19 protein-coding genes are annotated in these 21,988 nt (G+C 69.6%); 7 read left to right on the plus strand and 12 right to left on the minus strand.

Annotation, left to right across the window (positions count from 1 at the left end):
* Positions 1-66: 66 nt before the first annotated feature.
* Together ACEYYH_RS16060 and ACEYYH_RS16065 are read right to left on the minus strand one after the other, a co-directional pair.
* The gene (locus ACEYYH_RS16060; RefSeq protein ID WP_374975324.1) at positions 67-1,986 is read right to left on the minus strand and encodes a hypothetical protein; all 1,920 of its coding nucleotides are present in this window, start codon (positions 1,984-1,986) and stop codon (positions 67-69) included.
* 17 nt (positions 1,987-2,003) lie between these two features.
* Complete coding sequence (locus ACEYYH_RS16065; protein WP_374975325.1) at positions 2,004-2,846, minus strand: hypothetical protein; 843 nt, start codon at positions 2,844-2,846, stop codon at positions 2,004-2,006.
* A 251-nt stretch (positions 2,847-3,097) separates the two neighbouring features.
* Between ACEYYH_RS16065 and ACEYYH_RS16070 the strand changes: the two genes are divergently transcribed.
* Together ACEYYH_RS16070 and ACEYYH_RS16075 are read left to right on the plus strand one after the other, a co-directional pair.
* The gene (locus ACEYYH_RS16070; RefSeq protein WP_374975326.1) at positions 3,098-4,537 is read left to right on the plus strand and encodes an APC family permease; all 1,440 of its coding nucleotides are present in this window, start codon (positions 3,098-3,100) and stop codon (positions 4,535-4,537) included.
* On the plus strand, positions 4,534-5,280 hold the full coding sequence (locus ACEYYH_RS16075) for an IclR family transcriptional regulator (RefSeq protein ID WP_374975327.1): 747 nt from the start codon (positions 4,534-4,536) through the stop codon (positions 5,278-5,280). The genes ACEYYH_RS16070 and ACEYYH_RS16075 overlap by 4 nt, the downstream gene beginning before the upstream one ends.
* A gap of 146 nt (positions 5,281-5,426) precedes the next feature.
* Here ACEYYH_RS16075 and ACEYYH_RS16080 read toward each other — a convergent pair whose 3' ends face one another.
* Genes ACEYYH_RS16080 through ACEYYH_RS16090 form a run of 3 tightly spaced genes read right to left on the minus strand, consistent with a single transcriptional unit; the run spans position 5,427 to position 8,814 of the window.
* A complete protein-coding gene (locus ACEYYH_RS16080) occupies positions 5,427-6,065 on the minus strand; it encodes a DUF305 domain-containing protein (protein WP_374975328.1) in 639 nt (212 codons plus the stop codon).
* A 45-nt stretch (positions 6,066-6,110) separates the two neighbouring features.
* Entirely contained in the window at positions 6,111-8,144 is a 2,034-nt protein-coding gene (locus ACEYYH_RS16085; RefSeq protein ID WP_374975329.1) for a helicase HerA-like domain-containing protein, read from the minus strand.
* 4 nt (positions 8,145-8,148) lie between these two features.
* Complete coding sequence (locus ACEYYH_RS16090; RefSeq protein WP_374975330.1) at positions 8,149-8,814, minus strand: phosphatase PAP2 family protein; 666 nt, start codon at positions 8,812-8,814, stop codon at positions 8,149-8,151.
* Positions 8,815-8,979: 165 nt separating this feature from the next.
* Between ACEYYH_RS16090 and ACEYYH_RS16095 the strand changes: the two genes are divergently transcribed.
* On the plus strand, positions 8,980-9,477 hold the full coding sequence (locus ACEYYH_RS16095) for a nitroreductase family deazaflavin-dependent oxidoreductase (protein ID WP_374975331.1): 498 nt from the start codon (positions 8,980-8,982) through the stop codon (positions 9,475-9,477).
* Between the two features lie 7 nt (positions 9,478-9,484).
* Here ACEYYH_RS16095 and ACEYYH_RS16100 read toward each other — a convergent pair whose 3' ends face one another.
* A complete protein-coding gene (locus ACEYYH_RS16100) occupies positions 9,485-10,849 on the minus strand; it encodes a multidrug effflux MFS transporter (RefSeq protein ID WP_374975332.1) in 1,365 nt (454 codons plus the stop codon).
* Between the two features lie 388 nt (positions 10,850-11,237).
* Here ACEYYH_RS16100 and ACEYYH_RS16105 point away from each other — a divergent pair, with 388 nt between their 5' ends.
* From ACEYYH_RS16105 to ACEYYH_RS16115, 3 genes are read left to right on the plus strand one after another with little or no spacing between them, the layout of a single operon-like run.
* A complete protein-coding gene (locus ACEYYH_RS16105; RefSeq protein WP_374975333.1) occupies positions 11,238-11,948 on the plus strand; it encodes a DUF3105 domain-containing protein in 711 nt (236 codons plus the stop codon).
* A gap of 8 nt (positions 11,949-11,956) precedes the next feature.
* Positions 11,957-12,631 carry a DUF305 domain-containing protein gene (locus ACEYYH_RS16110; RefSeq protein WP_374975334.1) on the plus strand — a complete coding sequence of 225 codons (675 nt, stop codon included), beginning with the start codon at positions 11,957-11,959 and terminating at the stop codon, positions 12,629-12,631.
* Between the two features lie 28 nt (positions 12,632-12,659).
* Entirely contained in the window at positions 12,660-13,133 is a 474-nt protein-coding gene (locus ACEYYH_RS16115; protein WP_374975335.1) for a hypothetical protein, read from the plus strand.
* Here the strand turns inward: ACEYYH_RS16115 and ACEYYH_RS16120 are convergent.
* From ACEYYH_RS16120 to ACEYYH_RS16135, 4 genes are all read right to left on the minus strand, one after another.
* Positions 13,103-15,523 (minus strand): HAD-IC family P-type ATPase, encoded by a 2,421-nt coding sequence (locus ACEYYH_RS16120; protein WP_374975336.1) that lies wholly within the window; start codon positions 15,521-15,523, stop codon positions 13,103-13,105. The genes ACEYYH_RS16115 and ACEYYH_RS16120 overlap by 31 nt on opposite strands.
* A gap of 88 nt (positions 15,524-15,611) precedes the next feature.
* The gene (locus ACEYYH_RS16125) at positions 15,612-16,589 is read right to left on the minus strand and encodes a carbohydrate ABC transporter permease (RefSeq protein WP_374975337.1); all 978 of its coding nucleotides are present in this window, start codon (positions 16,587-16,589) and stop codon (positions 15,612-15,614) included.
* A complete protein-coding gene (locus tag ACEYYH_RS16130; RefSeq protein ID WP_374975338.1) occupies positions 16,589-17,932 on the minus strand; it encodes a carbohydrate ABC transporter permease in 1,344 nt (447 codons plus the stop codon). The genes ACEYYH_RS16125 and ACEYYH_RS16130 overlap by 1 nt, the downstream gene beginning before the upstream one ends.
* A gap of 93 nt (positions 17,933-18,025) precedes the next feature.
* Positions 18,026-19,369, minus strand: a complete 1,344-nt coding sequence (locus ACEYYH_RS16135) for an ABC transporter substrate-binding protein (protein ID WP_374975339.1) — start codon at positions 19,367-19,369, stop codon at positions 18,026-18,028.
* A gap of 236 nt (positions 19,370-19,605) precedes the next feature.
* On the opposite strand from ACEYYH_RS16135, the gene ACEYYH_RS16140 reads away from it, so the two are divergent.
* The gene (locus ACEYYH_RS16140) at positions 19,606-20,655 is read left to right on the plus strand and encodes a LacI family DNA-binding transcriptional regulator (protein WP_374975340.1); all 1,050 of its coding nucleotides are present in this window, start codon (positions 19,606-19,608) and stop codon (positions 20,653-20,655) included.
* A gap of 74 nt (positions 20,656-20,729) precedes the next feature.
* Here the strand turns inward: ACEYYH_RS16140 and rplL are convergent, their stop codons facing one another.
* Together rplL and rplJ are read right to left on the minus strand one after the other, a co-directional pair.
* A complete protein-coding gene (gene rplL / locus ACEYYH_RS16145; RefSeq protein ID WP_045300341.1) occupies positions 20,730-21,116 on the minus strand; it encodes a 50S ribosomal protein L7/L12 in 387 nt (128 codons plus the stop codon).
* 44 nt (positions 21,117-21,160) lie between these two features.
* On the minus strand, positions 21,161-21,676 hold the full coding sequence (gene rplJ / locus ACEYYH_RS16150) for a 50S ribosomal protein L10 (RefSeq protein ID WP_045300342.1): 516 nt from the start codon (positions 21,674-21,676) through the stop codon (positions 21,161-21,163).
* Positions 21,677-21,988: the final 312 nt, after the last annotated feature.

The following is a 21,988-nucleotide window of genomic DNA, read 5'->3' on the forward strand; positions in this document are numbered from 1 at the left end:
CCGGCGGGGTGTGCCGGGGAAGGGTCCCGCGGGACGGCGCCGAAAGCGCCGCCCCGCGGGAGCGGGTCAGGCGTGAGCCTTGATGCTCTGCTGACGCCGCAGGTACCACGAGGTGCCGGCGAGGCCCGCACCGGCGACCAGGAGCACCAGTCCCGAGAGCGCCCAGCGGTTCGCGTCGGTGCCGGTGGTCGCGAGGGCTCCGAACACCGCCGCGGGGGACGCCGACGCCACCGTGAAGGTGCCCTGCGCCACCGCCGAGGAGGTCTGGCCGGTCAGCACGAGCGTGTGCTCGCCGGCCGGCGTGCCCGACGGGACGATGAACTGCGCACTCACGACCCCCTCGCCGTCGGCCACGAACGTGCCGACGTCGACCGGGTCGGAGTGCATCACGGCGCTCACGGTCTCACCCGGTGTGAAACCGCTCGCCGTCGCCGTCTGCGCGGCTCCCGGGGCGACCTCGCTCGACCCGAACGTCACCGGGGCGGCAGCCGGCGTGGCCGCGTTCCCGTTGCCGTTGCCGTTTCCGTTGCCGTTGCCGTTGCCGTTGCCGTTTCCGTTCCCGTTGCCGTTGCCGTTGCCGTTGCCGTTGCCCGGCGTCGTCGGCGTCGCGGTCGGGGTGGGCTCACCCGTCGGCTCCGTGGTCGGGGTGGGCGTCGGCGACGCGGTCGGCGTCGGCGTGATGTTGGGGTTCGGAACGCCCCGCATGTCGCCGTTGACCCACTTGCGGCCCTCGGGGATGTTGGGGTTCTGCGCGGCGAAGTCGCGCGGGTAGAGGGTGAAGCCCTGCCAATGGATCGGCATAGGGCTCTGGTCCTCGTCGCGGTTGATGTGGTGGAACCCGACGTTCACCCACGCCACCGGGTCCTCGAGCGACTCGCCGTCGGCGATGTAGTCGGTGACCATCTGGCCCGCCTTCGACGGGATCAGGTTGTGGCTCGCGTGCACCTCGTCGGATTTGGCCGACGTGAACGCGATGTCGAAGTCGGTCTCGGGGTTGAGGTTGTACGCCTGGTCGCGCGGCACGATGATCTCGTACGAGCGGGCGTGGCCGTCCGCGTTGAGGCTCTCCGGGTTCACGACCCGGTAGGCCTCGCGGTTGGAGCCCATCGTCTTGGTCTCGCTCGTGATCTCGGTGAGCTGCGTCTCGAGGATCGCGGTGTGCCCGGTGTCGCCGGTCGTGCCGTACTCCCCGGTCGGAGTGGTGGCGAACTTCTCCACGACCTGGTTCGCGCCCGAGTCGATGCCGAAGTCCACGCGCCAGAACGCCGAGTGGTAGTGATTGACCGCGAAGTCCTCCTGGCCCGGCGCGATCGGCCAGCCCTGGTTGACGACGTTCACGTAGTCGTTGGGCGACAGGTCGCCGGTCGCGCCGAGGCGCACCGAGATCTCGCCGTCGTCGTGGAACCGGTACTCGGTCTGGTACTCGTACCAGCCGATGCGCGACACCGTGTGCAGCACCAGGTCGGTGCCCTGCGCGGCGTACAGCGCGTCGCGGGTGATGTTCGAGCGGTACGCGAGACCCGAATCCTCCTCACCGATGCAGAGCGCAGGGATCGCGCCGCGGGTCGCGTCGACCCAGGCGTTGAAGACCTCGCCGACCGGGCAGTCCACCGCCTCGATCGCCTGCAGACGGCGGCCGCCGACCTGGTAGGTGGTGACGTCGTTGTACTCGGTGGCGCCGGTGTCGTAGGGCACATTGAGCTGCGCGAGCGCGATCGAGTCCAGCACGAGGATCGGCGCCGCGTCGTCGCGCGGCTGGTAGGCGATCTTGTCGAGCACGAGGCCGCGGTAGGTGTCGAGGCGCCAGCACATCTGCCAGCTCGAGCCGGACTCCAGCGTCTCCGAGACGAGGGATTCGCCGGAACAGGATGCCTCGGTCACGGTCTGCGCGGATGCTGCGGCCGGCGCCGACAGCACGAGGCCGCCCGCGAGGAGGGCCATCGCGGTGCCTGCGCCGAGCAGTCGACGGAGGGAGGTTCGTTTCATCGGGAGTGTCTCCATGGTCATGAGATGGTCAGGACGGCACGCGTCGACAGGTTGACGACGTAGCTGCTGGTGGTGAGGAAGGCGCCGCCGTCGACCTGGGCGAGCACCTGCACGCAGCGGTCGACGCCGCACGATTCGGCGCCGAAGGATCCGGCGTCCGTCACGAACGAGTGGGCGGTGAGGAGCACCTCGGCCGAGGCCGGGGTCAGGACCGAGCCGCCGGTGAGGGCCGCGAACTCGTCGACCACGGGCTGCGCCGCATCGTCGTCGAGCAGCAGCTCCCAGGCGAACGAGGTCTCGGCGTCCGTCGGGGCGGGCTGCGTGCCCGACGCACGGTCGACCGACTCGACGGCGCCGTTGGTGACGTTGACGATCATGCTGACCGTCTCGTTGGTGGCGTAGTCGTAGTACAGCGAGAGCAGCCGGCGGTGCCCGTCGGAGTACGCCTGCGGGTCGGCGACATCCGTCGAGAGGAACTGCAGCCCGGGCTCGCCGAACAGGTCCTTGCCCGCGGCGAACGCGGTGTCCTGGGCGCCGACGAAGCGCACGTACTCGACTTCGGCGCCGGTGAGTCCGTCGTACGCGGCGGCGACGGTGGTCGGCTTCGGAACTTCCGTCGCCTTCTCGGGGGCGTCCTCGTCGGTGCTGTCGGCGGCGATGGGTGTGGACACCGGCGACTCCGGAGAAGAGGTCGCCTGCACGGCGGTCTGCGTCGCGAAGACGAGCGCGACGGCCGCAGCGGTCGCGGCGAGCGCCGAGCCGATGCCGAGCGTGCGGGGCGTGAGGAAGCGGCCCCGTCTCGAGGGCCGCGGGTCCGAGGGCGGCGAGTCCCCCTCGGTGGAGAGCTGTTGTTCGGTCACAGGAGTCCTTTCGACGGCGAAGACGCGGCTCGCACTCGCATCGAGGCCGATTCTTCGACGCCGCCGTTTCCCGATGATTCGGGGCCGCGAACGCCGCGCGAAAACCTCGTGAGACGACGGCGCGCGCTCGAGGCCGTCGGTTCTCAGGGCGTGTCACGCCCCCGAAACACGCCCCGCCCTTCCCGGCAACGCGCACCCGGTAGCGTCACGCGCAGCCGCACGATGGCGAGCGCCGGGAGCGAGGAGGACGCGTGAGCAGTGCACTCGCGAACGCGATCGAGCAGGCCCGCCCGCGCAACGATCTCGGAGCCAGCTCACCGTTCTCGGGGCTCCGCCGTCGCCACGCGCACACGATCGATGTGGTCGCGCAGTCCGTCGCCGCCACCGCGCCCGCGGGTGTGCTGCTGATCCACCCCGCCGCCGCCTTCGCGCGCAGCGGCTCCTTCGCCTTCCTCGACATCGCGATCACGATCACCCTCGTCGTCGGGGTGGGTCTCGTGATCGGCATGTTCGCGCGACGCATCGCCAGCACCGGCTCCCTCTACACGTTCGCGGTGCGCGGCCTGGGCTCGCACGTCGGGCTCCTCACCGGCGCGGCGCTCGGCATCGGCTACCTCGCCGTGGCGATGAACACGCTCGCGTCGGGGTCGGCACGACTCGCGAACATCATGAGCGGCGGCGAGGCTCCCCCGTGGCTCGTCATCGCCCTCATCGCGGGGTTCGGCGCGGTCATCGCCTTCGTCGTCGCCCGTGGGCTGCGCATATCGACGCGCGTGCTGCTCGTGCTCGAGTCGATCGCCGTGGTCACGGTGCTCGGGCTCTCGATCGCCGCGCTCAGCCTCACCCGCTGGGACGTGGGCCTCCTCGTCCCGCGCGCCCCGGACGTCTCGCTCGAGGCGATCATCACCGGCGTCGCCTTCGCCCTGATCGGCTTCGTCGGCTTCGAGAGCGGCGCCGCGCTCGGCCCCGAGACCCGTCGTCCGTTCGCCGCGGTCCCGCGGGCCGTCATGGTGAGCGTCGGCGCGACCGGGCTCGTCATGCTCGTCGGCACTGCCGCGCAGCTGTCGATCGTGGCGGAACGGCCGGGTGCGGCATCCCTCGCGTCCGTCACCGGTCTCGCGACCCTCATCGACGTGATCGTCGCGATCTCGTTCCTCGCCTGCGCGCTCGCGATGACCAACGCCGCGACGAGACTCGTCTTCGCGATGAGCCGCGAGGCACTGTTGCCCGCGGCGTTCGGGCGCGTATCGCGGCGCGGCGTTCCGGCGATCGGCGGCGCGCTGCTCGCCGCGGCGGTCACCCTGGTGCCGATCGCGATCCTCGCGTGGGGAGGCAGCCGCCAGGACATGCGCATCGTCACGTCCCCCGCCTCGATCCTCGGCTTCGTGCTCGCGTACGCGCTGGTGTGCGCGGCGGCGCCGGTCTTCCTCGCGAGGATCGGCGAGCTCACCGCCCGGGCCGTCGTGCTCAGCGTCGTCCCCCTCGCCGGGCTGCTGTGCGTGCTCGGCTTCTACCTCGCGGCGACGCTGCGCGACAATCCCGCCGGTCTGCTGTGGGCGGTGGGCGTCCTCGCCGCGGTCGTCGCCGCCGGCTCGATCCGCATCGCGCGGCATCCGCGCGTGGCCGAGCGCGTCGGCGTGCACGACTGGCCGACCGATGCCGACTGCATCGACGGGCCGGCGCGCACGTGAGCGGCGTGGGCCTCGGGGGCGACACCCGACTGCCGGAGAAGGGTCTCGGCCTCGCCCTCGAGATCCTCGAACAGGTCGCTCGCGACGACCGCGGCGCCTCGGCGGCCGAGATCGCCCGCGCCGTCGGCGCGCCCCGCGCGACGGTGTATCGCGTGGTCAACTCGCTGGTGCGCGACGAGTATCTGGTGCGTCGCAGCGATTTCTCGGGGTTCCTCCTCGGCACGCGCGTGCTGGAACTCGCCGCCGTCGTCGGAGCACGCACGCGGCCCGCGTACGCCGCTGTCGTCGACCGGCTCCGCGATGAGACCGGCGAAGCCGTGCACCTGTTCGCCTTCCACCGCTCAGGACTGATGGTGCTCGACGAGGACGAGGCGCAGCCCCTGTCGGACCGAAATGCCCTCCTCGCCGACCCCACACGCTCGGCGATCGGGCACCTCTGGCTCGTCTCGCACCCCGAACGGCGGCTCCCGCAGGCGCCCGACTGGCGCGTCGCGCCGCCCGCCGACGAGGTGCGCGCGATCCACGAGGCGTACGCGGTCCGCGGCTACACCGAGCAGGTCGCCCTGCTCACCTCCGACCGCGGATGTCTCGCCGTGCCGATCCACGACGACGCGTCCCGCCCCGTCGGCGCGGTGACGCTGTCGACGTCGATCTCGCGGCTCTCCGTCGCGGCCCGTCACGTCAGCGCCCTGCGGGATGCGGCGCGCACCCTCGCTCCGCTCGGCCCGCTCAGCGGCTGGTGACGTCTCGCCCCACACGCCTTCAACAGGTCAACCGGGCTTGCACAGGACCGGAACGCGTTCCCCGATCATGCAGAGGCCCGGTTGACCTGTCGAAGGAGGGGGAACACGGATGCTGCGGGCCGCGGCATCCATCCGCGTCCGAGCGATCAGGGCAGGGCGTCGAGAATGCCCTGCAGCGTCTCCTGGTCGGCCTCCGCCTGCTGAAGCGCCTCTTCTGCGGACTCCGCCACGGCGGGATGCGGATCGCCCTCGAGGATGAGCGTCACGAGCGCGATCATCCCGGCGTTCTGTGCCTGGAGGATCTCGCCGAAACGGCGCTCGGCGTCGGGGTGCTCCGCGTCGACGTAGCCCTGCAGCGCGCTCCACGACGGCATGCCCGGCATCTGAGCGTGGTCGGAACCATGCCCGCCGCACGGGCCCTCCGTCGGCGGCTCCGCCGGACGCGCATCGGCCCACGAGAGATACCACGCCCGCAGGTCTTCGAGCTCGTCCGCGTTCCGCGCGGCGATTCCTGTGGCGAAGCCGTTCGCGGCGGCGTCGAGCCCCTGCTTGCGCAGGAGCGCCTCCGCGAGTTCCTGCTCCTCGACCCGGTAGTAGATCATCGCCTCGACGTAGCAGTAGTCGTCGGCCGTCACCGGTGTCGACGACGACGCCGAAGGTGACGCGGACCCGGCGGGCGCAGCATCCGTGTTCCCGGCCGTCGCGGCGATCGCGAGCCACACGCCCGCCGCGGCCGTCAGCAGGGCGAGCGTCAGCGCGACGACAAGAACCACTCTGCGCCGCACGCGAGACCTTCCGGATCGGGAGCGATCCGCCGGGGTCGGGATGCGTCAGCGCTTGCCGGTGCCGAAGATCCCGCGGATCACCCCACCCAGTATCGCCTCCGTGGACTTCGAGTTGAGAATCTGCTCGATCGGCGACTTCTGGGCCGACCGCGACGTGCGGGACGTGCCGGCCGTCTTCTTGAGCAGCCGCTCGTACTCCTGCTGCGCCTTCTTCTCGGCCGCGGCACTGGCCTTGTCGGCCGCCGCCTGCTGCTTGTCGATCGCGGCCTTCTGCTTCGCGTACTCGGCATCGGCCTTCGCCTTCGCGAGTGCGGCGTCCTCCGCCGCGGCCGCGTCGTCGGCGGCCTGCATCTTCTTCGCGAGGATCTCGCGGGCCGACTCGCGATCGATCGCGGTGCCGTACTTCGCGAGCAGCGGCGACGCGTTCACCGCCGCGACGATCGCGGGCTCGGGCGTCGGCGACATGAGTCCCTGCGGCGCGCGCAGCCGCGTCCATGCCACCGGCGTCGGCGCGCCCTTCTCGCTCATCACGGTGACGATCGCCTCGCCGGTGCCGAGCTCCTGCAGGACGCGCTCGAGGTCGTAGCCCGACCTCGGGTATGTGCCGACCGTGGCCCGCAGCGCCTTCGCGTCGTCGGGCGTGAAGGCGCGCAGGGCGTGCTGCACGCGCGAGCCGAGCTGGGCCAGCACGTCGGACGGCACGTCCTTCGGGGTCTGCGTCACGAAGAAGACGCCCACGCCCTTCGAGCGGATGAGGCGCACCGTCTGCACGATCGCCGCGAGGAAGTCCTTCGAGGCGTCCTTGAAGAGGAGGTGGGCCTCGTCGAAGAAGAAGACGAGCTTGGGCTTGTCGGCGTCCCCCACCTCGGGGAGGATCTCGAACAGCTCGGCCAGCAGGTACATCAGGAACGTCGAGAACAGCGCCGGCTTGTCGATCACGCCGGGCACCTCGAGCAGGCTGATGACTCCGCGGCCGTCGGGCGCCGTGCGGAGGAAATCGGCGACGTCGAACTCCGGCTCGCCGAAGAACACGTCGGCGCCGGCATCCGCGAAGGTGATGAGCTCGCGAAGGATCACACCCGCCGTCGCCGCCGACAGGCCGCCGAGCTCCTTCAGCTCGGCCTTGCCCTCGTCGCTCGTGAGGTGCGTGAGCACCGCCCGGAGATCGGACAGGTCTACGAGCGCCAGGCCGTTCGCGTCGGCGTAGTGGAAGACGAGTCCGAGACTCGACTCCTGCGTGTCGTTCAGCCCGAGCACCTTGCTGAGCAGCAGCGGGCCGAAGCCCGACACGGTCGCCCGTACGGGCACGCCCTTGCCCACACCGCCGAGCGCGAAGTACTCCGTGACGGATGCCTCGGGCTTCCAGTCCTGCCCGATCGCCTGCGTGCGCGCGAGCAGCTTCTCGCTCGGCTCCCCGGGCGTCGCGACGCCCGACAGGTCGCCCTTGATGTCGGCCGCGAACACCGGCACGCCCTTCGCCGCGAGCTGCTCGGCGAGGCCCTGCAGGGTGCGGGTCTTTCCGGTGCCTGTCGCGCCCGCGACGAGCCCATGGCGGTTCATCATCGGCAGCGGGATGCGGATCTGCGCCGACGCGACGGGGTCGCCGTTGAGGAGGGCGCCCAGATCGAGGGTGGCTCCTTCGAACGAGTAGCCGGACGTGACCTTCTCGACCTCCTGCGGCGTGAGTGGGCCGTCTTCGGTCTGCGGCGGGGGCGGCTGGGGTGGTTGTTCGTGCGTCGCCGGGCTCGGTGCGGGCGCTCCCGCGGGCCCTTGCGTCTCCGAGCCCGGCGTCTGCGCCGTCCTCGATCGAGGATCTGCGCTGACGTGAGGAGCCGCCTCGCCGGAAGCCCCCGCGTTCCGGCTGCGGTCCTCAGCTGAGGACGCGGCGGGCACAGAAGTGCCGGAGACTTTGGCTTTGGCGGCAGCGGCCTCGGCGGCGGCGAGCGCGGCCTTCGCCTGGGCGGCCTTCAGCTGAGCCTCGGCGGCCTCGGCTTCGGCGCGCAGTCGCGCGAGTTCCGCCTCTGCGGCGGCGACCGCCGGATCGGTCTGTGCGGACTCTTCGGGCGCGGAGGCAGTCATGCGCTCAGCCTAACGACGCGCGTTCGGCCGCAGCATCCGTCCCCTCGCGTGCCATCGGCACGGCGAACACCGCCGCCACCAGCAGGGCCGCGCCGGCACCGATGAACGCGCCGCCGACGGTGTCGCTGAGCCAGTGCGCGTGCAGGTAGGTGCGGCTGAACGCCATGAGCACGACCCACGCGGCGCCGACGATCGCCACCCATACCCGCGGGAAGATCACCACCGCGGCGACCGCGATGGTCGCCGCGTTGGCCACATGCCCAGACGGGTATGAGCCGTAGTCCGAGACCACGATGATGTCTTCGGGACGCACGCGGCCGAAGAGGTGCTTGAGCACCTGCACGCCCCCGGCCGACGCCGCCTCGGCGGCGAGAAAGTACGCGGCCGCCCACGGCCGCCGCAGCACGATGAGCACGATCGCTCCGCCGATCGGCACCGCGATCACGCTGAACCACCCGCCGCCCACGAAGTTCATGAACTGCGCGAAGCCGGTGAGCACGGGGTGCCACAGCTCGGCGACGAGCAGGTTCCACGCCGTGTCGATCGCGAACGGCTCATCGCCGCGCGCGAAGATCCACCACCCGAGGAGGCACGACAGGATCACGAGCCCGGATCCGACCGCGAGATAGGCGATGACCGGCACAGCGACCCGACGCTGGACTGTCGTCATCGCCCCATTCTGCCTGGCGATCCCCTGTGCGCCACCCCCTTGCAGACCGGCGCGCCGCGTGCCGGCTGACCGAAACCGAGCGGGACGAGACCTCACGAGAGCACCGCGTTGCGGCGGGCGCCGGTGCTATCGTGCGGTTTCATCGCGATGGCGAGGAGGTCCGGAATGGCATCGGTCGTCGACGTGGTGCGCAGGCTCATCGCGCCGCTCACGCGCACGCGGGTGTTCCGGCGCGTGATCGGCCCCGCGCTGCTTCCACCGGTCGAACGCTTCGTCGCCTGGGTGTCGCACGGACGCGTTCAGGTCAGCGGGCTGCTCGTCCCCTCGCTCGTGCTGCACACGATCGGTGCGAGATCCGGTGAGCCGCGCGACGTGCCCCTCATGTACACGCCCGACGGCCACGGGCGCGCGATCGTCGCCGGCACGAACTTCGCCGGCGCCCGCCACCCCGCGTGGACGGCGAACCTGCTCGCCCACCCGGACGCCGCGATCACCGTGCGCGGCCGGCGCATGCCCGTCCACGCCACGCCGATTGCCGCCTCCGAGCTCGACGAGGTGTGGGCGCGCATCGAGGCGCAGTGGCCCGGCTACCGCAACTACGAGCGAGAGTCCGGGCGCACCGTGCGGCTCTTCCGGCTGCAGCCGGTGCGGCCGCAGGGCTGACGCGCGCTCAGGGCGCGAGGCGCTCCACCGTGCGCGGGCGCACGACGAGCCACAGCGCCAGCACGCCGATGACGGCGCACCCGACCATGACCGCGGCCATCGTCGTGGCGGTGATGCCGGCGTCCTTCGCGATCCATCCCACGAGCGGCGAGATGAGACCGGCGACGCCGAAGTTGGTCGCGCCGATGATCGACTGCGCCGTGCCCGCGGCCTTTCCATGGCGGTCGAGGGCGAGCACCTGCACGCAGGGGAAGGTGAACCCGCACGCGGTCATGAAGACGAACAGCGGCACGATCGTGCCCCAGAGGCCCAGGCCGAGCTGGTCGGTGACGATGATGGCGGATGCTGCGACCACGAGCACTGCGGTCGACCAGGCCATGACCCACTGCGGGCCGAAACGCGCCGCGAGGCGCGATGCCGTCTGCACGCCCGCGACGACGCCGAACGAGTTGACGGCGAACATCAGCCCGTACTGCTGCGGGCTGAGGCCGTAGCTCAGCTGGAACAGGAACGACGAGCTCGACAGGTACGAGAAGAGCCCCGAGAACGTCATGCCGCCGATGATGAGCACGCCGATGAAGACGCGGTCGCTGAAGACGCTCCGATAGCGCTGCCACACCGTGGTGGCGCCCTTGTCGTGGCGACGCGCCGGGGGCAGCGTCTCGGGGAGGAGCACGATCGATGCCACGAGCATGACGGCGCCGTAGACCGCGAGCACGACGAAGATCCCGCGCCACGGCATGACGGCCAGGAGAGCCGAGCCGACCAGCGGCGCGAGCACCGGCGCGACGCCCGACACGAGCGCGAGCCGCGAGAGCATGACCACCAGGCGGCGCCCGCCGAACAGGTCGCGGACGATCGCGGCGGCGACGACGCCACCGGCCGCGGCGCCGGCGCCTTGGAGCACCCGCGCCACCGACAGCAGCTCGAGCGTGGGGGCGAGCGCCGCGGCGACACTGGCCACGACGTGCAGCGCGGTCACCGACAGCAGCGGGATGCGCCGGCCGACCTTGTCGCTCAGCGGACCGACGATGAGCTGCCCCAGCGCGAAGCCGATCATCGTGCCCGTGAGGGTCAGCTGGATCATCGCGGCCGTGGTCTGGAAGTCGGCCTCGAGCACCGGGAACGCCGGCAGGTACAGGTCGATCGTGAACGGGCCGAGCGCCGTGAGCGCACCGAGCAGCACGATGTAGAGGACACGGCGGCGGTGCGGGATCGAGTCGCCCGGGTGCAGCACGATCGGCGCGGTCGCCGGGTTGCTGCCGAGCGTGCGGATCGCGCCCGTCGACGTGGCGTGCGGCTTCGGCGCGGCGAGGAGTTCGGGCGAGCGGGCGTCGGGCTTCTGGGTGGGGATGGAGGCGGTGTCGAGCAACAGTGGACTTCGTTTCGTGGCGGGGGTCGACGGGGCGGCGGGCGTGGCGGAACGGCGTCGACACCGGCAGAGCCGGTCTGGGCGCACGCAGAGAGGAACGGACCGAGGTGTGATGCGGGTCGTCCGGCGCTGCCGATCGGCACCGGGGCCTGCACGATCGACGTCAAAGTCGAATCGATTCGAGTACCCATGATAACGGATGGATCCACCCTGCCCGCAAGCGGTATCCCGCGGCGATTCCGTCCGCGGCGGTCGGCGCCGCTGTCGGCTCCTTCCCAGGGGACCGACTCATGCACTCGCATAGGATGAGGACAACCCGTCAGCCGCCTTGGAGCGGTTCGCGTCGGGCGCCCAGACCCCTGTTCATCGATTGGCAGAGATCACGAGCATGACCCCGTCCCCCGACGACAAGCGCAAGAGCGGCAACCCCGCCACCCAGGCCAAGATCGACCTCACGGTCAAGCAGCAGCGCGAGCAGAAGCGCCAGGAGAAGCTCGCCGAATACCAGAAGCAGCTCGCCAAGCGCAAGCGCAGCAAGCTCGTGTGGTGGATCGTCGGCTCGACCGCCGCGGTTCTGGTCGTCGCCGCCATCGTCGCCTCGATCGTCTTCGCTCCGGCCCCCGCGCCGTCGTACGCCCGCGGAAACAGCGACGGCAGCAGCATCGAGGGTGTCGAGACGTTCGAGAACACCGCGAACCACGTCGAGGGCGACGTCGAATACCCGCAGACTCCCCCGGCCGGCGGCGACCACAACGCGTACTGGCTGAACTGCGGCGTGTACACCGAACCGGTGCCGAACGTGAATGCGGTGCACTCCCTCGAGCACGGCGCGGTGTGGATCACCTACGACCCGGCGCAGGTTTCGGGCGACGACATCGCCAAGCTCGAGGACGCACTCCCGTCGACCTACACCCTGCTCTCTCCGTACGAAGGCATGGACAGCCCCATTGCGGTGACTGCGTGGAACGCCCAGCTCAAGCTGGACTCCGCCGACGACGAGCGCATCGAGGAGTTCATCAAGGCGTATTGGAACAGCACCAACGCCCCCGAGCCGAACGCGGCCTGCACCGGCGCGGTAAACGCTCCCGGCAAGAAGTAGGCCGCGGCGTGTCGGACGAGCCCTCGACGGGGAGCTCCCGGCGATGGTTCGTCATCGTCGTCGCGCTCATCCTCATCGCAGGCCTCGCGTTCGCGGTGGGCCGCTTCTCGACGTTCGGCTCGCAGGCGGCCGCGTCGAGCCCCGGCGCGAACTCTCCCGAGGCCGGGTTCTCCCGCGACATGCAGGTGCACCACGCACAGGCGATCGAGATGGCGATGGAGATCTACCGCAAGACCGATGACGACGAGCTGCGTGTGCTGTCGTACGACATCGCGACCGGCCAGGCCGGCCAGCGCGGCGAGATGTACGACTGGCTCGTGAAGTGGGGGCTCTCGCAGTCCGGCGGGCCGATGATGCAGTGGATGGATGCTTCGGACGCGGGCCACGCGCACGGTGGCTCGTCCGCCGAGCCGATGACCGACGAAGAGGCTCATGCGGCGATGGGCATGGCCTCGGCCGCCGAGATCGCGGCGCTCAAGGCGGCCACGGGCGTGGAGGCGGACTGCCAGTTCCTCACACTGATGATCCGCCACCACGAGGGCGCCATCCCGATGGCCGACGCACTCCTCGAGCTCGGCACCGACCCCCGCGCCCTCGAAGTGGCGACCGCGATCAAGAACGGTCAGACCGCCGAGATCGACGCGATGGCGTCGATCCAGAACCGCCTCGGCTGCAGCAGCTGACGGCTCCGCGAGTCGTTACAGTGGTCGCGTGACCGCCGACCCGCCCACGCCCACAGGCGCCGAGCCTGTCGCTGCGCGTCGCCCCGTCGTCGTCACGATCTCCGTCGTGCTGGTCTACGTCAGCGCATTCGCCGCGGTTCTGCTGGGAATCCTCGTCCTCCTCAGCCGCTACGAGGTCGTGAGCTCGGATGTCCTCCCCGTCTCGCTGCTCGGGGCCGGGATCATCCTGTTCGGCCTCCTGCTGGTGGCCGTCGCTTCGGGGATCGCACGGGGCAGCCGGCTGTCGCGCACCCTCGCGACCGTCTACCTCGCGATTCTGATCCTCCTGAACGTCGTGACGATCGCGACGACCGACGGGTGGGACTGGAGTGCGGCCGCGCAGTTCGCCGTCGAGGTGCTGATCGTCCTCGCGCTCTGGCTCCCGCCCGGCGCTCGCCACTTCCGCCGCCGGGAAGCGGCGGACCCCGCTGATCAGGCGGCGGCCAGCGACCGCGCGACGTAGCGGCGGTGGAAGAACCGCACGATCTCGATCGCGCCGATCGTGAGCACGGTCACGATCGTCACCAGCCATGCCGCCTCCTCTCCCGGGTCGACGAGCTGGAAGAACGCGGTCAGGATCGGCACCGTGAAGACGGCGACGAGGGCGATGAACATCCCGCCGATGACGAGCGCTTTGAATCGCGTGATCGGGCGTGAGAGCACCGTGAGCACCCAGATTCCGACGATTGCGAGGATGATGGTCGACCCCGTCCGCAGTTGCGGCTCGCTCACGCCGAGCTGCATGGCGCCCAGCGTGTAGAGGGTCAGGGCGACGGCGATGATCGAGCCGGCCGGAATGGCGAACGCCAGCGAGCGTCGCAGGAACCCCGGCACGTAGCGCTGCGTGTTGGGAAGCAGAGCGAGGAAGAATGCCGGGATGCCGATCGTGAGCCCGTCGGTGATCGACAGCTGCCGTGGCAGGAACGGGAACTCGAGCACGAGGACGCCGAACAGCACCGCGAGCACGGTCGCGTAGACGGTCTTGTTGAGGAACAGCATCGAGACCCGCTCGATGTTCGCAATGACCTGACGCCCCTCCGCCACGACATCGGGCAGGTGGGAGAACCGGCCGTCGAGGAGGACGATCCGCGCGACGGCCTTGGTTGCGGCGGCGCCGGAGTTCATCGCGATACCGAGGTCGGCGGTCTTGATGGCCAGGGCGTCGTTGACGCCGTCGCCGGTCATCGCCACCGTGTGCCCGCGCGCCTGGAGCGCGACCACCATCCGCTTCTTCTGCTCCGGAGTCACCCTCCCGAAGACGAGGTTCTGCTCCAGTACCTCGCCGAGCTCCGCGTCGTTCTCCGGGAGACCACGGGCGTCGAAGCCGTCGGTGACGTCGAGTCCGACGGTGCGGGCGATCGCGGCGACCGTGCGCGGATTGTCGCCAGAGATGACGCGGATGCCCACGCCTTGCCGCGAGAAGTACGCCAGGGTCTCCGCGGCATCCGGGCGCACCTGCTCTCGAAAGGTCACCACGGCGGTGGGCGTGAGCGCCTCCGGCAGGCGCTCCGCCGCGACGTCCTCCTCGCTGATCCGCGACTCGGCGTGCGCGAGCACGAGCGTACGGCGCCCGGACGAAGCGAGCGCGGTGACGGTTCGCCCCAGGGCGGTCACCGCATCCGTCGCCGCATCTCCGAACACCATTTCCGGCGCGCCCAGGACCCACGCGCCTTCGGGCCCGGTCGCGAACGACACGGCACTCCACTTGCGTGCGGACGAGAAGGGGATGTACGCCACGGCGTCGAGCGGGGCCTCGAGGGGGAAGGGCTCCCGCAGACACCTCGCAGTGGCGTTCGCATCCGGCGCCGCACCGAACCAGGCGAGCGCCCCGTCGACGCCCTCAACGCCCTCCGACAGGCGGTCGATCGCGTCGAAGGCGATGTCGCCGGCGGTCAGTGTTCCCGTCTTGTCGAGGCAGATGATGTCGACCCGCGCGAGCCCCTCCACCGCCGGCAGCTCGTTGACCAGCACCTGGCGCGAGGCGAGCTTCGCCGCGCCGACCGCGAAGGTGATCGAGGTGATGAGCACCAGTCCGAGGGGGATCATCGCCGTCAGCGCAGCGATGGTGTTCACGACCGCCTGCACCCAGCCGCCGTTCTCCCACGCCTTCACCCAGCCGCCCGCGACCATCATCTGCGCGTTGAGCACGAGGAGGCCGACGGGCCCGATGATCCAGCTCATCCACTTCAGCACGCGGTTCACCGAGGTGCGGACCTCGGAGGCCACGAGCGAGAACCGCTTCGCCTCCCCCGCGAACCGGTTCGCGTAGGAGTCGGCGCCGACCCGCGAGACCCGCGCGGCACCCTCCCCCGCGACGACGATCGAGCCCGAGAGGGCGTCATCGCCGGACTTCTTGTCGACCGCGTCGGATTCGCCGGTGAGCATCGACTCGTCGATCTGCAGACCGCGCGTCTCGACGACCACAGCGTCAGCGGACACCTGGTCTCCGGCCCGCAGCACCAGGATGTCGTCCAGCACGACGTCGGGCGGGGCGATCTCGGCCTCGACCCCCTCGCGGCGCACCCGTGCGCGCGGGGCGTTCAGCAGAGCGAGCCGATCCAGAGCCGCCTTCGCCCGGAACTCCTGCACGCAGCCGATGATCGAGTTCGCGAACGCCGCGAGGCCGAACAGCGCGTCCTGCCAGCGCCCGAGCACGAAGAGCACGAAGAAGCATGCAAAGACGATGCCGTTGAACAGTGTGAACACGTTCGCGCGGACGATCGTCCAGACGCTGCGGCTCGTGTCGGCGACGTACGCGTTGGTGCGGCCCGTCCGCACCCGCTCGGAGACCTCGGCGGTGCTGAGTCCGCGCTCGACTGCGACCGTGGCCGAGACGTCCGCGGAGGCATCCATGCGATCAGACTAGCGATCGGCCCCCGGACGAACGGATGCCGCGTGCACCACGAGACGCTGGGCACGCGGCATCCGTCTTGCTATGCGATCAGCCCTTCGTCGCTCCGGCCATGAGTCCGCGCACGAAGAACCGCTGCAGTGCGAAGAACACGATGATCGGGACGATCAGCACGAGGAACGCGCCCGCCGACACGAGGAACCACTGGTCGCCCCACGATCCCGACAGCGAGTTCAGTGTCTGCGTCATCGGCAGGGACGATGTCGGCGCGAAGATCGTCGCGACCAGCAGGTCGTTCCACACCCAGATGAACTCCAGGATCGCGAACGACGCGAGCGCCGGAGTCGCGAGCGGGAGGATGATCCGGAAGAAGATCTGCCCGTGCCCGGCGCCGTCCACGCGCGCCGCCTCGATCACATCCGACGGGATCTCCGAGATGAAGTTGTGCAGCAGGAAGATCGCCAGCGGCAGCGCGAAGATCACGTGCGCGATCCAGACCGTCGCGAAGCTGTGGTCGACCTCGCGCATCTCCAGGCCGGGGAAGATCGCGACGTCGCCGATCGACAGCCCGCGGGAGAACAGGCTCAGCAACGGCACCAGCGCCATCTGGATGGGCACGATCTGCAACGCGAAGACGGCGACGAAGAGGAATCCCCGGCCCTTGAAATCCATCCACGCGAAGGCGTAGGCCCCGAGCGACGCGATCGCGAGGGCGAAGATCGTGACGGGGATCGTGATCGCCAGCGAGTTGAGGAAGGACTCAGCGAGGGTCAGTGCCGTGCCCCCCGAGGTGAGCGCCGCCTGGTAGTTGCCGAGGGTGAAGTCGGGGTCGGTGAACACGGTCCACCAGCCGGACGTCGCCGAATCAGCACCCGGTCGGAACGAGGTGATGAGCAGGCCGAGCGTCGGAATCGTCCACAGGAAGGCGATCGCGAAGGCGATCACCGTGGCGATGGGCGAGCTCAGCCTCTTCTGTGCCTGCGCCTCGTTGCGGCGCGTCTCGCGCGCGACCTTGCGCGCGGCCGCCTTGTCGAAGCGGGGCGTCGTCTCGGACTCGACGGCGGTCATCACCGCACCTCCCTCTGCTTGCGCAGCTGCAACACGTTGTAGACGATCAGCGGCGTCACGAACACGAAGATCAGCACCGCGAGCGCCGCCGCATGGCCGTAGCTCTGGAAGCGCTGCTGCTGGTTGACCATCTCGAAGCCGAGCACCGTCGAGTTCGACCGCCCACCGGTCATCACCGCCACGATGTCGTACAGCTTCAGCGCGGCGATCGTGATCGTCGTCAGCACGACGATGATCGAGGTCCGGATGCCGGGCACCGTGACGTTCATGAAGCGCTGCCACGCGTTGGTGCCGTCGAGCTGCGCCGCTTCGAGCTGCTCCACCGGCACCGCCTTCATCGCCGCGGAGAGCACGACCATCGCGAACCCGGTCTGCGCCCACACGAACGCGAACAGGAGGCAGAACGTGTTCACGAGAGGCCAGGTGTCGAGCCACCTCACCGGTTCGCCGCCGAACGCGACCACGATCGCGTTGAGGAGTCCGATCTGCTGACCCTGGCGGTAGTCGTAGACGAACTTCCAGATCAGGCTGATGCTCACCGGCGCGATCGCGAACGGCATGAACATCAGGAGCTTGAGGAATCGGTCGCCGCGCGCCCGCTCCATGAAGGCGGCGTACGCGAGCCCCACGACCGTCGCGAAGATCGGGACGAAGATCGCCCAGATCAGCGTGTTGATGATCGACCAGAATCCCTGCGGATTCGTGAAGGCCCAGACGTAGTTCTCCATGCCGACGAAGTTCTCGCCGGTCTTGTCGTAGAACGACTGGATGAGTGTGGCGATCGTGGGGTAGATCAGGCCGACGAGGATCAGGATGGCGGCCGGCGCCATGAACAGCGTCAGCTGGTAGAGGTACCCCGCGCCCTCACGCGCCCGGTAGTCCGCCCAGAACAACAGGCCGCCCGCGATCAGTGCGATGAGGACCACGTAGAGGACGACGTTCTGGTAGGGCCGCAGCATCATGAACGCGAGGACGGGGATCGCGAAGCACGAGACGAGCCGCAGCCAGAAGTAGCCCTTCCCCTTCCGTGGTGCGTACTCGATCAGGACGAGTAGGAGCGCGACGAACGCCGCGAAGATGAGGACGACGACCGGGATCTGAACGATCGGGCCCAGGTTCCCCAGCCACTGGAAGAACGAATTGAAGGAGAACCCGAGCGACGTCGGCGGTGCATCCGGGTTCGGAGTGGTGAAGAAGATGAGGAAGATCAGCAGCGCCGCGATCAGGATGAACCCGACCGTGACCACCCACCGCGTCGTCGCCCGCGACGGCTGCTTCCTTCCTCCCCGATCGGGCGGTGGCGACGTCTGCGCCTCCTCCGCCGAAGTTGCGGTCTGAGACATGGCCTGCCTTCCCCCGTCGACACCGACGGATGAGATCACCGCGGTGCCGGGCCGCTCGGCGAGCGTGCAGACCCGGCACCGAGGTGCGATGCGTCAGTTCTCGTAACCTGCCTGAATGTCGCTCAGGACCTGCGGCGTCGGCTTGCCGTCGATCCAGTCGACCATGCCGCGCCAGAAGGAGCCCGATCCGACCGTCGCCGGCATCAGGTCGGAGGCGTCGAAGCGGAAGACCGTTTCGGGGTCCTGGACGACCGTCATGGCGTCGGTGAGGAACTTGCTCGATGCGAGCGACGGGTCGGCTCCGGTGTTCGCCGAGATCGCGCCGCCGAGGGAGACGCGGGCGTCGGCCCACTCGGGAGTCGACATGTACTCCGCCACCGCCTGGGTCGCTGCGTCGTCCGAGAACAGCGTGACGAACTCGCCGCCACCGGACACCGAGAACGGCTCGCCCTCGAAGCCCGGCATCAGGAAGGCATACACGTCGCCGTCCTCAGCCACATCGGGCGTGGCGCCGTCCGCGGTCTGCACCGCCAGGAAGTTGGCGGTGAGGAACGACGCCTGGTGCGTCAGCGCGCACGTGCCGTTCGCGACCGCCGCGGCGATCGGGTCGCCGAACGCCGTGGAGTTGATGCTCTTCACGTCACCGAAGCCGGCATTCACGTTCTGCGGATCGATCAGGATCTTGGCGACCTCGTCGAACGCCGCCTCGATGTCGGGGTCGGTGAACGGTGTGTCTCCGGCGGCCCAGCTGTCGTAGACGTCGGCACCGGCCTGGCGCAGCACGAGGTCTTCGATCCAGTCCGTTCCGGGCCAGCCCGAAGCCGCCTCGGACGAGAAGCCCGCGCACCACGGAGGTGCGCCGGTCGCTTCACGGACGGTGTCGGTGAGAGTGAGCAGCTCCTCCCACGTCGTGGGGATCTCGACCCCCCACTCCTCGAAGCTCTTCGGGGAGTAGTAGATGAAGCCCTTGAGGTTCGCGAGCATCGGCGCCGCGTAGAACGTGCCGTCGACGGACCCGTAGTCCTTCCAGGCCGGTGCCCAGTACTCGTCGACGTTCGCGGCGACCTCTTCGCTGCCCTCGACGACCTCGCCCGTGCCGACGAGCGACCGGAGCAGACCGGGCTGTGGAACGATCGCGATGTCGGGTGCCGAGCCGCCGGCGACCTTCGTCACGATGTTGCCCTCGAAGCCCTTGTCGCCGGTGTAGACGACCTCGATGCCGGTGTCGGCGGTGAACGCGTCGAACGATTTCTGGAGCGCCTCTGCCTCCGTGCCGGTGATGCCGCCGGAGATCTCGACGGTCTCACCCTCGAGCGACCCGTCGTCCGCGTCGCCCTCCCCTCCCCCTTCGGCGCAGCCGGCGAGGGTGAGTGCCGCGATGGTCGCCACCCCCAGTGCGATGTAGCCGCGTCGCCTGCGTGATCGCAGTGCAGTCATTTCCGCCTCCTCATTGAGTTCGCGGAGTCAATGTCCGACTCCGCGCGTGCATTAGGGAACCGATTCCATGCTCACGCTAGGGGATGCCGCCAGGGCACACAATGACCCAACATCACAAGTCGGTAAATACCGACACCCAGGGTGGTGCGTCGCGGACGACCACGGCACAATGACCCCTGGAACCGGTTCCAGAATCCCGGGTGACGGCGGTGTCCCCGGACCGCGAGGAGGACCCGATGGCGGGCATCGCCGACGTTGCTCGGGCGGCAGGCGTCTCGAAGTCGACGGCGTCGCGGGCGCTCACCGGTTCGGGATACGTCTCGCCCGGCACGCGCCAGCGGGTGAGGGATGCCGCCGCCGCCCTGGGCTACGTCCCCACGACGAGCGCCGTGAGCCTGGTGACCGGACGCACGCAGACCGTGGGCGTCGTCATGCCGTCGCTGGACCGGTGGTTCTTCGCCCAGGTACTCGGGGGCATCCAGGATGCGCTGCTCGAGCGCCGGTACGACCTCGCCCTCTACGGGGCGCCGCCCGAGTCGTCCGCGCGCCGAGAGATGTTCGAGCACTTCCTCGCCCGCAAGAGATTCGACGGCCTGATCGCGGTCGGCATCGAACCCAACGCGAGAGAGCTCGAGCGCCTCGTCGCGTTCGGCAAGCCGGTGGTGGCGGTCGGCGGCCACGACGTCGGCACGAACGCCGTCTCGATCGACGACGCGGCGGCCGCCCGCATCGCCACCGAGCACCTCCTGGGCCTGGGGCATCGCGAGGTCGTCTTCCTCGGCGGCGACCCCGACGGCCGGCACACCAGCTTCGGCGACGGCCGGCGCCTGGACGGGTACGTCTCGGCGATGCGCGAGGCCGGGCTCGAGGCATCCGCCCGCCATGTCCAGTCCGAGGTGACCATGCCGGGAGGCTATGGCGCCGCCGTCGACCTGCTCGGCGATCGCCGCACCCGACCGACGGCGATCGTCGGAGTGTGCGACGAGGTCGCGGTCGGCGCGATCATCGCCGCGCGCCGGCTGGGCATCCGCGTGCCCGAACGCCTCAGCGTGGTGGGCATCGACGACCACGCCTACGCCGAGATGTTCTCGCTCACGACTCTGCAGCAGCGACCGCACCAGCAGGGTCGCGCCGCGGTGCAGCTGCTCATGTGGCAGCTCGACGACCCCGACGCCCCCACCCACCGCCTGTACGAGTCATCACCCCTCGTCATGCGCAACTCCACCGCCCCGGTCGACGACGACGCATCCGCGGTCATCGGCGTCGGCCCGCTCGGCACCGCCTGACGCCGGGCACGACGAAGGCCCCGGATGCCGAGCATCCGGGGCCTTCGTCTGATCGCTACAGAAGCAGCGCGGGATTACTTGAGGGTAACCGTCGCGCCGGCCTCTTCGAGAGCGGCCTTCGCCTTGTCGGCGGTCTCCTTGTTGGCGCCCTCGAGGACGGCCTTCGGAGCACCGTCGACGACGGCCTTCGCCTCACCCAGGCCGAGCGAGGTGAGCTCGCGGACGACCTTGATGACCTGGATCTTCTTGTCGCCGGCGGCCTCGAGGACGACGTCGAACGAGTCCTTCTCCTCGACCTCTTCCGGAGCGGCACCGGCGGGCGCGCCCGCAGCGGCAACCGCGACCGGGGCGGCGGCGGTGACGTCGAAGGTCTCCTCGAACGCCTTGACGAACTCGCTGAGCTCGATGAGCGTGAGCTCCTTGAACGCGTCGAGCAGCTCCTCAGTGCTGAGCTTTGCCATGATGTTTCTCCTTGATTGTGGTTTTGCTACGCCGAGGCCCGGTGTCAGGCCGCGGACTCCTGCTTCTCGCGCAGCGCGTCGACCGTGCGGACGGCCTTCGACGGAAGCGCATTGAAGACGTATGCCGCCTTGGTCATCGAGGCCTTCATCGCACCGGCGAGCTTCGCCAGCAGGACTTCACGGCTCTCGAGGTCGGCGAGCTTGTTGACCTCGTCAGCGCTCAGGGGGTTTCCGTCGAAGAAACCGCCCTTGATCACGAGAAGAGGGTGTGCCTTGGCGAAGGCACGGAGACCCTTCGCGACGGAGACGGGGTCACCGTGCACGAATGCGATGGCCGACGGACCCTTGAGGTCGTCGTCCAGCGACGTGATCCCCGCGTTGTTCGCGGCGATCTTGGTCAGCGTGTTCTTCACCACGGCGTATTCCGCGTCCTGACGGATGCTGTTGCGCAGCTCCTTGAGCTGGGCAACCGTCAGACCGCGGTACTCGGTCAGCAGAACGGCGGTCGAGTCCTCGAAGTGCTTCGTGAGCTCGGCGACCGATGCTTCCTTCTGCGCCATGGCCACTCCTTGTGTGAATGAGACGCTCCGCGGTGGCGGGGCGCCGGCCGAAGGCATCCGCTCATCTGCTCGTCGCGGCAACAAAAAAGCTCCGGCGCAAGCGCACGGAGCGGGATTCCTGAATCAGGAGAATCGTTCGTGACACCTGCGCGGGCCCCTGCATTGCAGAGCTTCGATCTCCATACGTTCACACGCACGTCGATGACCGGCGGTCTTCGGCTTCATCAAGGGTAAGGGATGCTGCGCCCACCGCCAAATCGGGACCCGAAGAGGTCGTGCGGGCGATGTGCACAGACCCTCAGCTCAAATTCT

Source organism: Microbacterium trichothecenolyticum, assembly GCF_041938625.1.
Classification (GTDB): domain Bacteria; phylum Actinomycetota; class Actinomycetes; order Actinomycetales; family Microbacteriaceae; genus Microbacterium; species Microbacterium trichothecenolyticum_D.

Bases quoted from the DNA above. Each gene is read 5' to 3' on its own strand.
- ACEYYH_RS16060 (WP_374975324.1), bottom strand. From the start codon at position 1,986: ATGAAACGAACCTCCCTCCGTCGACTGCTCGGCGCAGGCACCGCGATG.
- ACEYYH_RS16085 (WP_374975329.1), bottom strand. From the start codon at position 8,144: ATGACTGCCTCCGCGCCCGAAGAGTCCGCACAGACCGATCCGGCGGTC.
- ACEYYH_RS16090 (WP_374975330.1), bottom strand. From the start codon at position 8,814: ATGACGACAGTCCAGCGTCGGGTCGCTGTGCCGGTCATCGCCTATCTC.
- ACEYYH_RS16095 (WP_374975331.1), top strand. From the start codon at position 8,980: ATGGCATCGGTCGTCGACGTGGTGCGCAGGCTCATCGCGCCGCTCACG.
- ACEYYH_RS16105 (WP_374975333.1), top strand. From the start codon at position 11,238: ATGACCCCGTCCCCCGACGACAAGCGCAAGAGCGGCAACCCCGCCACC.
- ACEYYH_RS16120 (WP_374975336.1), bottom strand. From the start codon at position 15,523: ATGGATGCCTCCGCGGACGTCTCGGCCACGGTCGCAGTCGAGCGCGGA.
- ACEYYH_RS16125 (WP_374975337.1), bottom strand. From the start codon at position 16,589: ATGACCGCCGTCGAGTCCGAGACGACGCCCCGCTTCGACAAGGCGGCC.
- ACEYYH_RS16130 (WP_374975338.1), bottom strand. From the start codon at position 17,932: ATGTCTCAGACCGCAACTTCGGCGGAGGAGGCGCAGACGTCGCCACCG.
- ACEYYH_RS16135 (WP_374975339.1), bottom strand. From the start codon at position 19,369: ATGACTGCACTGCGATCACGCAGGCGACGCGGCTACATCGCACTGGGG.
- ACEYYH_RS16140 (WP_374975340.1), top strand. From the start codon at position 19,606: ATGGCGGGCATCGCCGACGTTGCTCGGGCGGCAGGCGTCTCGAAGTCG.
- rplL (WP_045300341.1), bottom strand. From the start codon at position 21,116: ATGGCAAAGCTCAGCACTGAGGAGCTGCTCGACGCGTTCAAGGAGCTC.
- rplJ (WP_045300342.1), bottom strand. From the start codon at position 21,676: ATGGCGCAGAAGGAAGCATCGGTCGCCGAGCTCACGAAGCACTTCGAG.